The following is a 14,630-nucleotide window of genomic DNA, read 5'->3' as shown; positions in this document are numbered from 1 at the left end:
TGTGCTGAAGTCCGAGACGAGGGAGGACGCGCTGGCCCGGCTCGGGCGGGCGCTGGCCGACCCGACGCGCTGCCGGATCCTGGTGGCGCTGCTCGACGGGGTCGCCTATCCGGCGCGGCTGGCGGAGCAGCTGGGCCTGAGCCGGTCCAACGTGTCCAACCACCTCGCCTGCCTGCGGGGCTGCGGTCTCGTCGTCGCGTCGTACGAGGGGCGGCAGGTCCGCTACGCACTGGCCGATGCGCACCTGGCCCGCGCGTTGACGGAGCTCGCGCAGGTCGTCCTCGCCGTCGACCCCGGCCCGGCCTGCGTGGACTGAGCCGTGCCGGCCAGGAAAGCGGTCCTGACCCGGCGGGTCCGCCTGCTGGTCGCCGCGACGATCACCTACAACGTCGTCGAGGCCGTCGTCGCGATCTGGGCCGGGACGGTCGCCGGTTCGACCGCGTTGATCGGGTTCGGGCTCGACTCGGTGATCGAGGTGTCCTCGGCCGCCGCGGTCGCGTGGCAGTTCTCGGGTGCCGACCCGGAGGCGCGGGAACGCGTGGCGCTGCGGGTGATCGCGGTGTCGTTCTTCGCGCTGGCGGCGTACGTGACGGTGGAGTCGGTGCTGTCGCTGGCGGGACGGGGGAAGGCGGGGGAGTCGGTCGCGGGCATCGTGCTCGCCGCCGTCTCACTCGTGATCATGCCGCTGCTGTCGTACGCGCAACGCCGCGCGGGGCGGGAGCTGGGCTCGGCGAGCGCGGTCGCGGACTCGCGGCAGACGTTGCTGTGCACGTACCTGTCCGCGGCGGTGCTGGCGGGGCTGCTGCTGAACGCGCTGTGGGGCTGGTACTGGGCCGATCCCCTGGCGGCGCTGGTGATCGCGGCGGTCGCCGGGCGCGAGGGGCGGGAGGCCTGGCGCGGGAATCGCTGCTGCTGACGGACGCCCGGCCTAGACTCGCTCCATGACACAGCGGGGCGCCGCCACCGAGACGGTCAACCTCGACCGGCACTGCTACGGGCCCGTGGACGCGCCCATCACGGTCGTCGAGTACGGGGACTTCGAATGCCCCTACTGCGGTGCCGCGGCGCCGGTGCTGCGCCGGCTCGTCGACGCCGCGGACGACCGCGTCCGGCTGATCTTCCGGCACTTCCCGCTGTTCCAGAAGCACCCGTTCGCCCTCACCGCCGCACTGGCCGCCGAGGCCGCCGGTGACCGGTTCTGGTCGATGCACGACCTGCTGTTCGCCCACCAGGACCGGCTCACCGACGCCGACCTCGCCCGCTACGCCGCCGAGCTCGGCGTGGACGGCGCGGTGGGCGAACCGGCCCAGGCGCTGCGGCCCGCGGTCGAAGCCGACTACGCGGCGGGCGGCGCGGACGGGGTGCGCGGCACGCCGACGCTGTTCGTCGACGGCCGCCTCTACACCGGGCGCGCGGAGCTCGCCGCGCTGCGCAGCGCGCTCGGCCTGCGCCGCTGACGTCAGGCCAGCGTCGGGTCCCGCCACGGGCCGGACGGCAGCGGCGGCGGACCGGCGGCCGTGTCGATCGAGCACAGCGGCAGCCGCTCGCCGAGGTAGCGCAGCAGCACCGAGCCCAGCACGGCGGCCACCAATGACCCGGCCAGCACGCCGATCTTGGCGTCGGTGCGCAGGCTCTCCTGCGTGAACGCGAGATCGGTCAGGAACAGCGAGATGGTGAACCCGATCCCGGCCAGCACGGCGCCGCCGATCAGGTGCCCGTAGCGGACCCGGCCCGGCAGCTCGCCCAGCCCCGTCCGCAACGCGACACCGGTGATCACCGAGATACCGACCGCGTTACCGAGGACCAGCGCGACGAACACCCCGATCGTCACGCCGGAGGTCAGCGAGCCGCGCAGGATCTCCCAGTCCAGCCGGACCCCGGCGTTCGCCATCCCGAACAGCGGCACCACGACGAACGCGCTCAGCGGGTGCACCGCGTCCTGCAGCCGGTCCCCGGCCGGCACCGTGGCCCGCGCCGCGGCCGTGGCCAGCCGTGCGCGGAACGGGTCGGCGTGCTCGAGCACCGCGCGCCCGTAGAACCGCAGCCGGTCGTGCGCGTGCGGGTCGCGTTGCACCGTGGGCACGATCAGCCCCACCAGGACCCCGGCCAGTGTCGGATGCACCCCGGAGGAGAACACCGCCACCCACAGCGCCAGCCCGACCAGCACGTACGGCGCGAGCTGCCACACCCCGGTCCAGCGCAGCAGCAGGAGCACCACGACGAGGCCGGCCGCGATCACCAGCGCGAGCACCGACACGTGGTCGGTGTAGAAGACGGCCATCACGGTGATCGCGCCGATGTCGTCGACGATCGCGAGCGTGAGCAGGAACAGTCGCAGCTGGTCGGGGCAGCGCGGGCCGAACAGCGCGAGGATGCCGATCAGGAACGCCGTGTCGGTGGACATCGGGACGCCCCAGCCCGCCGCCGCCGGGCCGCTGTGCTCGAACGCGAGGTAGAGCAGCGCGGGCAGGACCAGCCCGCCGACCGCGCCGAGCGCGGGCACGATCACCGTCCGCCGGTCGCGCAGCGAGCCGACCGAGACCTCGCGGCTGATCTCGAGGCCGATGTTGAGGAAGAACACCGCCATCGCCGCGTCGTTGAGCCAGTGCCGCAGGTCCAGCGCCATCTCCCAGGAGCCGGCCCGGAACAGGGTCTCGGTGGTCCAGAACGCCTCGTAGCCCGCGCCGGGGACGTTGGCCCACACCAGTCCCGCCAGCGTGCAGGCCAGCAGCACGGCGGCGCTGCCGGACTCGCGGGCGAGGAAGCGCAGCAGCCCGGGGGAGAAGTAGGGCAGCGGCACGGACGCGATGCGGCTGCCGCCGGGCCGGGGCGGCAGCGGGGTGAAGCGCTCGCCGCGGCCCATCCGGTACCTCCTGCGCGTGGGATCTCCGGCTGACCGTCATCCTGCAGTCCGTGCGCCCTTCGCGCCACCACACGGCGCACCGGGACGAACGTGCCGTCCAGGAGCGCGGGGTAGAGCCGGGCGGTCGCGCGGGCCGAGGTCTTGCCGCTCGCGGGGATGTCGGCCGCGAGCACGTCGGGGCGGTTGCCGACCTCGGCGGTGGGCGCGATCTCCGGTGGCACCGCGTCGTTGCCGCCCGGGGTCCCGCCTTCGAGCCGGGCCGGCCGCTCCCGCCGCAGCTCGTCCACGATCGGTGGACCCGCCGGGCGCCCGGAACTCACCGGATGGCGGTGCAGCCCGTCACGTGGTCGTCGACGACGCCGACCGCCTGCAGGTACGCGTAGACGATCGTGGTGCCGACGAAGGTGAAGCCGCGGCGCTTGAGGTCCTTCGAGATCCGGTCCGACAGCTCGGTGCTCGCCGGCGGCGGGACCGCGGGACCGCGGCGGTGGACGACCGGGGTGCCGTCGACCCACTGCCACAGGTACGCGTCGAACGTGCCGAACTCCTCGCGCACCGCGAGGAACGCCCGCGCGTTCTTCACCGTCGAGGAGATCTTGAGCCGGTTGCGCACGATGCCGGGGTCGAGCAGGAGCCGGTCGAGCTTCGCCTGGTCGTAGCGGGCGATCCGGGCGAAGTCGAACCCGTCGAGCGCGCTGCGGTAGTTCTCCCGCTTGTTCAGCACTGTCGACCACGACAGCCCGGCCTGCGCGCCTTCGAGCAGCAGCAGCTCGAACAGGTACCGGTCGTCGTGGGACGGATGGCCCCACTCGGTGTCGTGGTAGGTGGTCATCAGCTCCGAGCCGAGGGCCCAGGCACAGCGGGTCACGCGCATTCCTCTCGTGGCGTCGGCGACGATCCTAGTTCGCGTCGTCCCCGAGCATCCGCAGCGCCTGCCGCGACAGCCAGGCGCTCAGCGCTCGCCCCGCGGCATGATCGCCCAGAGCACGAGGTAGATCAGGAACTGGGGGCCCGGCAGCAGGCAGGACAGCACGAACAGCAGTCGCACGGTGCCGGGGCGCCAGCCCATCCGCTCGGCGAGGCCGGCGCAGACACCGGCGATCACGCGGTCCGACCGCGACCTGGTCAACGTCTTCGTGTTCGTCATGCCTCCACGATCCCGCCCACGGCGCCGCGCCGCATCGGGAACTCCCCGGAAGGGGACCCCGGATTTCCGGGACGCGTCGTCCGGGATCGGCAGGCGGCGGCAGCGACGTCTCACCGCTGCGAAATGCCCGGATTCGCCGGACGAAAGTCGGTCCTCCGGTAGTGGTCCAGTCCAAAGCCTTGACCTCCGCAATGGTCTAGTCCAGATTACGGGGAGCGCAGCTCCCGTTTCCGAGGAGGACAAGTGCACCGTCGGAGAATCGCCTCCCTACTCGCCACCGCCGCGGTCGTCGCCGGTACCGCGCTCACGCTCGTCTCGCACGCCGGGGCCTCGGCCGCCGTCGGCACGACCGCGCTGAGCAGCAACTGGTACGCCTCGGCGCCCTATCTCATGCCCCAGAGCAACAACCCGCCCGACCCGGTCGCCGTGATGGCCGCGACCGGGCAGAAGGCCTTCCAGCTGGCGTTCATCCTCGCCCCGAACGGCGGTGGCTGCACGCCCACCTGGGACGGCACCTCCGCGGTCTCGTCGGACACCGCGGTCGCCGGCGTCATCGGCAGGATCCGTTCGGCCGGCGGCGACGTCTCGGTTTCGGTCGGCGGCTACGGCGGCACCAAGCTCGGCCAGACCTGCGCCACCCCGGCCGCCTCCGCCGCGGCCTACCAGCAGGTGATCGACAAGTACGGGCTGCACGCCATCGACTTCGACCTCGAAGAGCCCGAGTACGAGAACGACGCCGCGATCGGCAACGAGCTGGGCGCGGCACAGATCCTGCAGCGCGCCAACTCCGGGCTGTTCGTCTCGGTCACCATGCCGGGCACCGCCGCCGGCACCGGCTGGTTCGGCACCCAGCTGCTCGACAAGGCCAAGGCCCTCGGCTTCACCCCGGACAACTTCTCGATCATGCCCTTCGACGGCGGGTTCAACGGCGCCGCGAGCCAGACCTCGGCACTGGAGGCCTTCCACTCGCTGCTGATGAGTCACCTCGGCTGGGACAGCGCCACCGCCTACGCGCACGAGGGGTTCTCCGGCATGAACGGCAAGAGCGACGCCGCGGAGTACTTCTACCAGGCGGACTTCCAGACCGTCCTGGACTACGCGACGAGCCACCGCCTCGGCCGGTTCACGTACTGGTCGGTCAACCGGGACCGGGCCTGCACCACGACCACGGACAACGGCGTGTGCAGCAACGTGCCGCAGAGTGACTGGGACTTCACGAAGTTCACCGCGAAGTTCGCCGGGGCGACCCCGCCGGTCTCCACGACGACGACCGCCCCGGCCACCACGACGACGACCACGACCGGCGGCGGGGGCAGCTGCGCCGTCGCGGCCTGGAACGCCACCACGGCGTACAACGGCGGCGCGACTGTTTCCTACAACGGACACAAGTGGACCGCGAAGTGGTGGACCTACGGCGACACCCCGGGCGGCCCGGCGGGTGTCTGGGCCGACAACGGCGGCTGCTGAGCCCGGTCACCTGAGGAGGGCGGGAGACCGCTCTCCTCAGGGGGTGAAGTCCAGCGGCTGCCGGGCGATGCCGCTGCAGGTCGCCGGGTCGAACCGATCCCGTGTCGGTGCGGCGTTCCGGCCCGGCGGGCGCGGGAAAGCCGTAGTCTGCCCGGCGTGGACGAGGAGACGCCGACCGCCGCCGAGCGCGGGCTGGCCAAGGCGGTGGCGAGCGGGGAGTGGTTCGACGCGGCCGGGGAACCGGTACGCGGCGAGGTGATCCGCCGGATGCTGCTCGGCCGGTTCCCGTGGCCGGACGGCGCGGGGCCGGACCCGCGCGGCATCCGGCTGCGGGGCGCGGAGCTGGCCGGCGGGCTCGACCTCGGCGAGGTCGAGACCAGGCTGCCGCTGCGCCTGGTCGACTGCCGCACCACCGAGCCGGTCGTGCTCAGCGGCGCCCGGCTGTCCACTGTGGACCTTTCCGGGCTGGCGGGGCGGAACGTCGTCGCCGTCGAGACGCGGTTCGACCGCGCCCTGCTGCTCGTCGGCGCGCGGCTGAGCTGCGCGAGCGCCGACGGCACGGTCGACCTCGCCGCCGCGCACGTCGGGTCGGTGCTCGACCTCTCGGGTGCGCACCTGGTCAACACCGGGCCGGACGGGCCTGCCTTCCACGGCAACAACCTCACCACCGCGGGCGGGGTGTTCCTCAACCGCGGGTTCCGCGCCGAGGGCGGCGGCCCGCTCGGCACGGTCCGGCTCTCCGGCGCCGAGCTGGGCGGGCAGCTGAACCTCGGCGGCGCCTGGCTGGTGAACCTGCACGGTCCCACGCTCGTCGCCGACTACCTCGTCACCCGCAGCAACCTCATGCTCGACAACGGGTTCCACGCCGAGGGCCGCGGCGACAACGGCACCCTGCGGTTCGTCGGCGCCCGCATCGGCGGGCGGCTGACGGCGCTGGACGGGCACGCCTTCGCCGCCGAGCCCGGCAGCCTCGCGCTGAACCTGTCCCAGGCCCACGTCGGCGGCGACGTCCTGCTGCCCGTCGCCTTCACCCCGGGCCTGGTGCAGCTCGACGGGTTCGGCTACGACGGCGTGCCCCGCGGCGCCCGGCTGGGGGAGTGGCTGCACCTGCTGGCACACCGCACATCGCACTACACCAGCCAGCCGTACTTCCAGCTCGCGGCCGCGCACCGCGGCGCGGGCAACGAGCGCGACGTGCGCCGGATCCACCTGGCGCGGCAACGGGATCTGCTGCGCCGCGGCGATCTCGCGCCGGGCGCCCGGCTGTGGCACCGGCTCACCGGGCTGACCGTCGGCTTCGGGTACCGCCCGGCCGTGGCGCTGCTGTGGTGGCTCGGCGCGCTCCTGCTGTCGGTGCTGCTGGTCGTCGGGGTGGCCGGGCCCGCCGGGCTGACCCTGCACGGCGGGCAGCCCGGCTCCTGCGCGCTCGTCGAGCAGGTGGGGCTGGCCCTGAACACCGCGACCCCGCTCGTCAAACCCGATGTGCAGCAACGGTGCCAGCTCGCCACCGCGGGCGCCGGCGGGCTGGTGGTCGCCGCGAGCTGGCTGCTGCAGGCGCTCGCGTGGGCGTTCGTCACGCTGTTCGTCGCCGGGTTCACCGGCCTGGTGCGGAAGTCGGGTTAGGCTGTCGGCATGAAGCCCGCGGAGCTGAAGCGCGTCTGCCTGGGCCTGCCCGGCGCGCGGGAGGAGTTCCCCTTCGACGAGGCCAGCAGCGTGTTCAAGGTCGCGGGCAAGATGTTCGCGTTGTGCCCGCTGCGCAGCGCGCCGCTGCGGGTGAGCCTCAAGTGCGAGCCGGACGTCGCGGTGCAGCTGCGCCTGCAGTACCCGGTGATCACCGCCGGTTACCACCTGAACAAGCGGCACTGGAACACCGTCGTCGTGGACGGCTCGGTGCCCGACCGGCTCGTGCGCGAGATGATCGAGGACTCCTACGACCTCGTGGTCGCCGGGCTTCCCCGCCGCGAACAGGAAAAGCTGAAGTGGGCCGCGCTCGCCCGTGAATGACCCCCGGGGTTCCGGGCGCCACGACACGAAACTCCGGGCGAGTTCCCCCGATTTCTCCTTCCTTCACCCTATCGTGCAGCGCGAGTCGACAAGTTGACTCCGCCGGGTGTCCGGGCTGGAGGTGGAGATGCGCTACCGGGTGCTGCGCCCGCCGTACTGCTACCGGTGGGCGGTGCTGCTCAGCGCACTCGTCGTGGCCGTCACGGCGACGGTCTCGATGTTCCACTCCGCCGAGGGCGCCCCGAGCCCGGCACCGGTCGCCGCGGCGCAGGCCATGGCCGAGGCCCCCGCCGCCGCACCCGAGCCGGCCGGTCTGGTGCGCCACACCGCCCGCACCGGCAAGTTCGTCGCGCTCACCTTCGACGACGGCCCCGATCCCGTCTACACCCCGCAGATCCTCGACGCGCTCTCACGCGCCGGGGCGGTGGCGACCTTCTGCATGATCGGCGCCAACGTGACCCGTCATCCCGAGCTGGTGCGTGCCGTGCTCGCCCACGGCATGCGGCTGTGCGACCACACCGTCAGCCACGACGAGGACCTGGACAAGCGCACCGAGCAGCGGGTCACCGCGGAGATCGCGGGCTGCTGGTCCGACCTGCAGGTCGCGGCCGACGCCGACGTGCCGGTGTCCTACTTCCGCGCGCCCGGCGGGTCCTGGTCGGACGTGATGCGCGAGGTCACCGCGCGGGAGGGGATGAAGCCGCTGTCCTGGAGCGTGGACTCGCGCGACTGGACGCTGCCCGGCACCGCGCAGATCGTGACCACGGTGCAGCAGACCGTCCAGCCCGGTGCGGTCGTCCTGCTGCACGACGGTGGCGGCAAGCGGGCGCAGACCGTCGAGGCGCTCGGCGTGCTGCTGCCCTGGCTCGTGGCGCAGGGATACCAGTTCGACGTTCCCGGCTAGTGACTGTTTCGGACGTGGCTTGCGGGCCGGTGCGGGTGGCGGAACCTGAGGCGGCTCCTCGCTGTGGGATCGCCTCCTCATGACCGCCAGGTCACCACGTCGGCGCTGTCCTCGCGAGGAACCGCCCACCCGCCGGCCCACCACCACCCTCAACCGACGCGCTCCGCGCGGCTGCCCCAGTCAAACCCGCGGCGGTGCAAGCAGACGGCGCAGGCGCAAGCGGCTCCACCGCTGATGAAACACAAGCTAGGGTCGCCCCCGTGACCGTCGCCGAGCTGCTCGCCGGATACCGGCCCAGGACCGCCACCGAAGCCGCCGATGTCGCCAGGGTGCGCACGCTGGCCGGCTCGGCGGCCGACCCCTGGCGGCGGGTACACCCCTTGCACGTCACCGCCTCCGCGTTCGTGGTGCATCCCGGCACCGGTCGCGTGCTGCTGCGGTGGCATCCACGTCAGCGCGGCTGGCTCCAGGTCGGCGGGCACGGCGACCCGGGGGAGCGCGAGCCGATCGCCGTGGCGTTGCGCGAGGGCCGGGAGGAGACCGGACTCGCCGACCTGGTTCCCTGGCCGGACGCGTCGCTGCTGCAGGTGGTCGTGGTCCCGGTGGCCGCCAAGGGCGATGAACCGGCACACGAGCACGCGGACCTGCGCTTCGTGCTCGCGACCGGCGAGCCGGACGCGGTCCGCCCCGAGCGGCCCGACGCACCGCTGCGCTGGCTCACTGTGGCCGAAGCGCGTGCCGGGGCCACCGAGGACAACGTCCGGGAAGCGCTTTCACGGCTGGCGGAGCTGATCACCGGCGCGGGGCCGGTTTCAGCACGAACTCCGTGAGATGGGCGTCCGGCGGCGCGGACAGCACCACGAGCACCGCGCCCGCCACCGTCTCCGCCGTGAGGTAGCGCCGCGGTTCGAACGGTCCGCCTTCGTAGCGGCGGACGGTGCGCTGCATCCCGGTCGCCACCCGGCCGGGGTAGATGGTCGTCACCCGGATCCCGTGGTCGAGCTCCTCCTGGTGCAGTGCCTCGGCGAACACACGCAGCGCCTCCTTGCTCGCCGCGTAGGCGGAACGGCCCGCCGCCGAGCGCCGTACGACGGTCGAGTTCACCACGACCACGTGCCCGTGTGCGGCCCGGAGCCGCGGCAGCAGCGCCCGGGTCGTGCCCACCACGCCGAACAGGTTCACCGAGAACACCTGGCGCCACCGGCTTTCCGGCATCTGCTCGATCCCGCCGAACTCGAACACCCCGGCGCAGTGCACGAGCACGTCGACGTCGGGGAGCTCGAGTGGGACCTCGGTGTCGCCGTCGGAGAGGTCGAGGGTCCAGCAGGCCGCGTCCGCCAGCCCGGCCGCCATCGACTTGAGCGCCGCTTCGTCCCGCCCCGCGAGCCATACGGCGTAGCCTTCGCCGTCCAGGCTCGCCGCGACCGCCCGGCCGATCCCCCCGGTCGCGCCGACCACCACAGCCACGGGTCTTCGTTCCGCCACAGTCGTTTCCTTCCGCAGGGGGAGAAACTCCCGCACCCGCGTGTAGTCGGCGGAATTGACGGCACCGCTACACGTTCGAGGCATTTTCCCGGCCCTTTCGTGCCGCAACCGGACACGGAATGACAAAAGGCCACGAAACCCGAAGCTGTAACGGCGTGGCGGGGAGCGGCGACTACCGGTCACAACGGGAACGTGCCGGTAGTTCCGGCAGCGAAACCGTCTCGCCCGGCGCTCGGACTCCCCCTCGGGGCGTCGTGGTGGGCGGGTGCTCCCGGGTGCGGGCTCCCTTGTCCCCCCGCGCCCGGGAGTCACTTGCCGGGTGCCTCTGCGTACTGTCGTCCCCGGTTCGACGGGAGACGGCCACGGCGGGCGTCGAGGCTGAGGGGCAGCAATGGATTTGGGTCTGCGCGACCGGGTTTTCCTGGTGACCGGGGGAAGTGCCGGTCTCGGGCTGGCCACCGCCGAGGTGCTGGTGGCCGAGGGCGCGCGTGTCGTGCTGAGCGGGCGTGACCGGTCCCGGCTCGACGGGGCGGCCGAAGCGCTCGGCGGCGAGAACGCCGAGGGCGTCTGCGCCGACAACGCCGACGCGGGTGCGGCGGAGCTGCTGGTGAACACGGCGCTGAGCCGGTTCGGCCGGCTGGACGGGCTGCTGGTGAGCGTCGGGGGGCCACCGCCGGGCACCGTGCTCGCCGCGCCCGACGAGGACTGGCGGACCTCGTTCGAGTCGGTCTTCCTCGGTACTGTCCGGCTCGCCCGCGCGGCCGCCGCGAAGCTGGGCGAGGGCGGCTCGATCGCGTTCGTGCTGTCGACCTCGGTGTACGAGCCGATCCCGGAGCTCGGGATCTCCAACGGGTTGCGCCCGGGACTGGCGATGGTCGCGAAGTCGCTCTCGGCCGAGCTGGGGCCGGCCGGTATCCGGGTCAACGGCCTGCTGCCCGGGATCACCGCGACCGCCCGGATGCGCGACGTCGCCGCGCCGGACACCACGAGCATCCCCCTCCGGCGGGTCGCGCAGCCGGCGGAGTTCGGCCGCGTCGCCGCCTTCGTGCTCTCCCCGGCCGCGTCCTACCTGACCGGCGCGATGATCCCGGTCGACGGCGGTCGCACCCGCGCACTGTAGGTCTTCCGAGGTAGATACTTTACGAGTTCCGTAGTAACTTGGAGGCATGACAGATCAGGCACAGAGCTACCGGCGCAAGGTCAACTCCATCAACAAGGTGATCACCGGGCTGCAGCGCCTCGGTCTCGCGTTCGGCCCGACGCAGCTGCTGGCCGTGCGGGGGCGGCGCAGCGGGCAGCTGCGCACGTTCCCCGTCGCGGTGCTGCCGCTGACCGGCGGGGAGTACGTCGTGCAGGCGTTCCCGAAGGCGGCGTGGGTCGCGAACGTGCGCGGGGCCGAGACGGTCACCCTGACGCGGGGGCGGCGTTCGCGCACGGTGCGGATGGTCGAGCTCCCGGTCGACGAGCGCGGCCCGCTGCTGCACGAGCTCGTCCGGACGAGCCCGGCCAGCGTCGGACGGCGTTACGTGACAACAGGTCTGGCGCAATCGTCCACTCCGGACGGGGTGGCCGCGGCCGCCGGGCGGATCGCGGTGTTCCGCGTCGACCCGGTCTAGACCAGCCCGTCGGTCCACTCCCGGTGCGCCCGGCGCCACCGCCCGCCCCTGTCGCCGGGGTGCACGAGGGGAAGCCACTCCTTGCGGCGCCCGGCCACGGTGACGGGCAGGGTCCGGCCGTAGCCCGCGTCCGGGCTGAGCAGTACCCGGTCCGCGGACACGAGTGCGGCCAGCACGTCCGCGGCCTCCTGGCCGAGGGTGACGACCAGCGGCGCGGCGGAGTCCACGAGCTGCCCGATCAGGCTCGGCCCTTCCTCCCCGACCGCTTTCCCGACGAGGTCCTCCGGCGGCGGCCGCTCGGGAAGGTCCGCGGTCGGCAGACCCTGTTCGATGGCGAACGGGTCGTACAGCTTCCGGATCACCGCCGTCTGCGAAGACGGTCCTCTTTTCACGAAGTACGTCGGCAGGCAGTCGGTGAGATACGCGCGGGTCACGGAGACGCCGAGCGGCCGCAGCACGTGCTCGGCAACGTGGCGCCCGGAGCTGCCGTTGCCGGCGGCGGGACCGGCCGACCCCCAGTCCGCCGACCAGCCGACCTGGTCCCGCCACTGGTCGATCCGTTGCGCCGCATCACTTCCGTCCCAGAACACGGTCGGCTCGTCGGCCACCGCGAGCGCGCCGGCCACCACGCCGTCGGGCCGCTGCCACCGCACGTGCAGGGCACTCGGGCAGACCCCGAGCACGAACAGCTCAGCCGCACCGGCGGCCACCCGGGGCGGGCGGCGGAGCGCCGGGCGGCCGAAAGGAAATCGAAACACCGCGAGTCCTCGTTCCTGCTTTCTGTGGAACTCTCGGCGGGCGGCCGTTCCGTTACACCCGGGTGCCGCCGGTTGGACTGGTTGGGCGATTGCGCTTCCGCGTGGCGGGAGTTCCATGAGCACAATGGATCACACGCAGGAAGCCCGCCCGGCCACGCCGACCGGGCTCGCCGGCTTCGCGGCCGGGCCGGTCGCCCTCGTCGTCGTACTGCAGACCGCGGTGCTGACGGCCCTGTCCGGCCGCTACGGCTTCCATCGCGACGAGCTGTACTTCCTCGTCGCGGGCGAGCATCCCGCCTGGGGCTACGCCGACCAGCCGCCGCTGACCCCGCTGCTGGCGAAAGCGGCGGTGACGATCTTCGGTGAGACACCGGTCGGTCTGCGTGTCGCGGCGACGCTCACCGGCGTGCTGACCGTCGTGGTCGTCGCCCTCATCGCACGCGAGCTCGGCGCCGGCCGCGGCGCGCAGGCCTTCGCCGCGGTGGCCGCGGCGTTGTCCACGGCGACGCTCGTGGTGGCGCACATGCTGTCCACGACGAGCGTCGACATGCTCGTGTGGACGGTCGTCGCGCTGTTCGCCGTGAAGCTGCTGCGCACCCGGGACCCGCGGTGGTGGCCGGCGCTCGGCGCGGCGGTCGGCGTCGGCAGCCTCAACAAGTGGCTCGTGTTCCTCCTCGTCTCCGCGCTCGCCATCGCGCTGCTCGTCGCCGGGCCACGCGCGATCCTGCGCAGCGCCTGGCTCGTGGCCGGGCTCGTCCTCGGGCTCGCGATCGCCGCGCCCGCGGTCGTCTGGCAGGCGCGCAACGGCTTTCCGATGCTCACCGTCGCCGGCGGCATCAGCGAGGACGACGGCACGGAGAACCGCATCCTGTTCGTGCCCATGCAGGTGGTCTACCTCTCGCCGATCCTGGTGCCCGTGTGGATCGCCGGGATCGTGCGCCTCTGGCGCGACCCCCGCTACCGCGCCATCGCGCTGAGCTATCCCGTGCTGTGCGTCGAACTCCTGGCGCTGGGCGGAAAGCCGTACTACGCCGTGCCGATGCTGTTGGTGCTCGTCGCGGCCGGCGCGCAACCCTCGCTGCGGTGGCTGGCCAGGGGTGCCGCCCGGCGCGCGGTCCTGGGCGCGCCGGCGCTGGCGTGCGTGGTGATCTCCGTCGTGGTCGCGCTGCCCGTGCTCCCGGTGACGGCGCTGAGCCCCGTGCTGGGCATGAACGCCGAACAGGGGGAGCAGGTCGGCTGGTCGCAGTTCGTCGCGACGGTTTCCCAGGTGTGGCACCGCATTCCGGACGAGGACCGAGACCGGGCGGTGATCGTCACCAGCAACTACGGGGAAGCGGGCGCGATCGACGAGTACGGCGGCGGCCACGGCCTGCCCGCCCCCTACTCCGGGCACATGTCCTTCGGTGACTGGGGCCCGCCGCCCGACGCGATGACCGCGCCCGTCGTGCTGGTCGGCGACGCCGCGCGCGCCGGGTTCACCGGCTGCCAGATCGACGCCACGCAGGAGAACCCGATCGACAACGACGAGCAGGGCACCCGGATCGCCCTGTGCACCGGCACCACCGCGCCGTGGTCGGCGCTATGGTCGGGCCTGCGGCACTACTACTGACCCAGGAGGCCAGGTGAGCACACCCCGCGGGGTCGCACTCGTGACCGGCGCGTCGCGCGGGCTCGGCGCGGTCATCGCCGCGCGGCTGGCCGCCGACGACTGGGCCGTGGCGGTCAACTACCGCACCGACGCCGAGGGCGCGCGGCGCGTGGTCGGCGAGATCCGGGCGGACGGCGGCGTCGCGGACGCCTTCGCCGCGGACGTGACCGACGAAGACGGCGTGTGCGGCCTGGTCGCGGAGGTCGAGGCGCGGCTGGGCCCGGTCGACGTGCTCGTCGCCAACGCGACGGGCCCGCAGCCGGAGGTGCCGGTCGAGGAGCTCACCTGGCAGGCGCACCTGGACCAGCTCGAGTTCTTCGTCAAGAGCCCGACCCTGCTGCTGCAGGCCGTGCTGCCCGGGATGAAGAGGAAGGGCCGCGGCCGGATCGTCCAGATCGGCTCCGACATCTTCGAGCGCGGCCTGCCCCGGATGTCGGCCTACATCGCGGCGAAGGGCGCGCAGCTGGGCCTGACCCGAAGCTGGGCGCGCGAGCTCGGGCCGCACGACATCACGGTCAACCTCGTCGCGCCCGGCTGGATCCCGGTGGAACGGCACGCGGACGTGAGCGAGCAGGATCGGCGCGACTACGTGGCGGAGGTGCCGCTGGGCCGGTTCGGGACGCCGGTGGAGATCGCCGCGGCGGTGTGCTTCCTCGCCTCCGACGCCGCGTCGTTCCTCACCGGGGAGCGCATCACGGTCAACGGTGGGCACACAATCGACTAACGTGCCCGCCGCCC

Annotated in this window: 17 protein-coding genes; 12 read left to right on the top strand and 5 right to left on the bottom strand. The window is 73.0% G+C overall.

Annotation, left to right across the window (positions count from 1 at the left end; genetic code table 11):
• Position 1: 1 nt before the first annotated feature.
• Genes cmtR through LWP59_RS22120 form a run of 3 tightly spaced genes read left to right on the top strand, consistent with a single transcriptional unit; the run spans position 2 to position 1,457 of the window.
• Positions 2 to 316, top strand: coding sequence for a Cd(II)/Pb(II)-sensing metalloregulatory transcriptional regulator CmtR (gene cmtR / locus LWP59_RS22130; protein WP_144645583.1), 315 nt, complete (start codon positions 2 to 4; stop codon positions 314 to 316).
• A gap of 3 nt (positions 317 to 319) precedes the next feature.
• Positions 320 to 916, top strand: a complete 597-nt coding sequence (locus LWP59_RS22125) for a cation transporter (protein WP_144645581.1) — start codon at positions 320 to 322, stop codon at positions 914 to 916.
• A 25-nt stretch (positions 917 to 941) separates the two neighbouring features.
• Complete coding sequence (locus LWP59_RS22120; protein ID WP_144645579.1) at positions 942 to 1,457, top strand: DsbA family protein; 516 nt, start codon at positions 942 to 944, stop codon at positions 1,455 to 1,457.
• A 2-nt stretch (positions 1,458 to 1,459) separates the two neighbouring features.
• Here the strand turns inward: LWP59_RS22120 and nhaA are convergent, their stop codons facing one another.
• The 3 genes from nhaA to LWP59_RS22105 form a co-directional block, all read right to left on the bottom strand.
• Positions 1,460 to 2,863 (bottom strand): Na+/H+ antiporter NhaA, encoded by a 1,404-nt coding sequence (gene nhaA, locus LWP59_RS22115; RefSeq protein WP_144645577.1) that lies wholly within the window; start codon positions 2,861 to 2,863, stop codon positions 1,460 to 1,462.
• A gap of 316 nt (positions 2,864 to 3,179) precedes the next feature.
• Positions 3,180 to 3,731 (bottom strand): DNA-3-methyladenine glycosylase I, encoded by a 552-nt coding sequence (locus LWP59_RS22110; RefSeq protein ID WP_222425746.1) that lies wholly within the window; start codon positions 3,729 to 3,731, stop codon positions 3,180 to 3,182.
• 84 nt (positions 3,732 to 3,815) lie between these two features.
• Positions 3,816 to 4,010, bottom strand: a complete 195-nt coding sequence (locus tag LWP59_RS22105; protein WP_144645573.1) for a PspC domain-containing protein — start codon at positions 4,008 to 4,010, stop codon at positions 3,816 to 3,818.
• 243 nt (positions 4,011 to 4,253) lie between these two features.
• Here LWP59_RS22105 and LWP59_RS22100 point away from each other — a divergent pair, with 243 nt between their 5' ends.
• The 5 genes from LWP59_RS22100 to LWP59_RS22080 all read left to right on the top strand — a co-directional run bounded on the left by LWP59_RS22100 (position 4,254) and on the right by LWP59_RS22080 (position 9,215).
• Positions 4,254 to 5,477 carry a carbohydrate-binding protein gene (locus LWP59_RS22100; protein WP_144645571.1) on the top strand — a complete coding sequence of 408 codons (1,224 nt, stop codon included), beginning with the start codon at positions 4,254 to 4,256 and terminating at the stop codon, positions 5,475 to 5,477.
• Positions 5,478 to 5,633: 156 nt separating this feature from the next.
• Positions 5,634 to 7,100 (top strand): hypothetical protein, encoded by a 1,467-nt coding sequence (locus LWP59_RS22095; protein WP_144645569.1) that lies wholly within the window; start codon positions 5,634 to 5,636, stop codon positions 7,098 to 7,100.
• Between the two features lie 9 nt (positions 7,101 to 7,109).
• Complete coding sequence (locus LWP59_RS22090) at positions 7,110 to 7,481, top strand: MmcQ/YjbR family DNA-binding protein (protein WP_144645567.1); 372 nt, start codon at positions 7,110 to 7,112, stop codon at positions 7,479 to 7,481.
• Positions 7,482 to 7,587: 106 nt separating this feature from the next.
• Positions 7,588 to 8,385 (top strand): polysaccharide deacetylase family protein, encoded by a 798-nt coding sequence (locus LWP59_RS22085; RefSeq protein ID WP_229857214.1) that lies wholly within the window; start codon positions 7,588 to 7,590, stop codon positions 8,383 to 8,385.
• 260 nt (positions 8,386 to 8,645) lie between these two features.
• The gene (locus LWP59_RS22080; protein ID WP_144644992.1) at positions 8,646 to 9,215 is read left to right on the top strand and encodes an NUDIX hydrolase; all 570 of its coding nucleotides are present in this window, start codon (positions 8,646 to 8,648) and stop codon (positions 9,213 to 9,215) included.
• On the opposite strand, the gene LWP59_RS22075 is transcribed toward LWP59_RS22080, so the two are convergent.
• Positions 9,178 to 9,852 carry an SDR family oxidoreductase gene (locus LWP59_RS22075; RefSeq protein ID WP_233921921.1) on the bottom strand — a complete coding sequence of 225 codons (675 nt, stop codon included), beginning with the start codon at positions 9,850 to 9,852 and terminating at the stop codon, positions 9,178 to 9,180. The genes LWP59_RS22080 and LWP59_RS22075 overlap by 38 nt on opposite strands.
• 409 nt (positions 9,853 to 10,261) lie before the next feature.
• On the opposite strand from LWP59_RS22075, the gene LWP59_RS22070 reads away from it, so the two are divergent.
• Together LWP59_RS22070 and LWP59_RS22065 are read left to right on the top strand one after the other, a co-directional pair.
• On the top strand, positions 10,262 to 10,990 hold the full coding sequence (locus LWP59_RS22070) for an SDR family oxidoreductase (protein WP_144644996.1): 729 nt from the start codon (positions 10,262 to 10,264) through the stop codon (positions 10,988 to 10,990).
• A gap of 46 nt (positions 10,991 to 11,036) precedes the next feature.
• Complete coding sequence (locus tag LWP59_RS22065) at positions 11,037 to 11,486, top strand: nitroreductase/quinone reductase family protein (protein WP_144644998.1); 450 nt, start codon at positions 11,037 to 11,039, stop codon at positions 11,484 to 11,486.
• Here the strand turns inward: LWP59_RS22065 and LWP59_RS22060 are convergent.
• The gene (locus tag LWP59_RS22060; RefSeq protein ID WP_144645000.1) at positions 11,483 to 12,244 is read right to left on the bottom strand and encodes a hypothetical protein; all 762 of its coding nucleotides are present in this window, start codon (positions 12,242 to 12,244) and stop codon (positions 11,483 to 11,485) included. The genes LWP59_RS22065 and LWP59_RS22060 overlap by 4 nt on opposite strands.
• Positions 12,245 to 12,368: 124 nt before the next feature.
• Between LWP59_RS22060 and LWP59_RS22055 the strand changes: the two genes are divergently transcribed.
• Positions 12,369 to 13,853, top strand: a complete 1,485-nt coding sequence (locus LWP59_RS22055) for a glycosyltransferase family 39 protein (protein WP_144645002.1) — start codon at positions 12,369 to 12,371, stop codon at positions 13,851 to 13,853.
• A 13-nt stretch (positions 13,854 to 13,866) separates the two neighbouring features.
• Positions 13,867 to 14,616 (top strand): SDR family oxidoreductase, encoded by a 750-nt coding sequence (locus LWP59_RS22050; RefSeq protein WP_144645004.1) that lies wholly within the window; start codon positions 13,867 to 13,869, stop codon positions 14,614 to 14,616.
• Positions 14,617 to 14,630: the final 14 nt, after the last annotated feature.

It is taken from the genome of Amycolatopsis acidiphila, assembly GCF_021391495.1.
In the GTDB taxonomy this organism is placed as follows: domain Bacteria; phylum Actinomycetota; class Actinomycetes; order Mycobacteriales; family Pseudonocardiaceae; genus Amycolatopsis_E; species Amycolatopsis_E acidiphila.
Note: the sequence above shows the minus strand (reverse complement) of the source record. Positions and strands in the feature narration are given on the sequence as shown.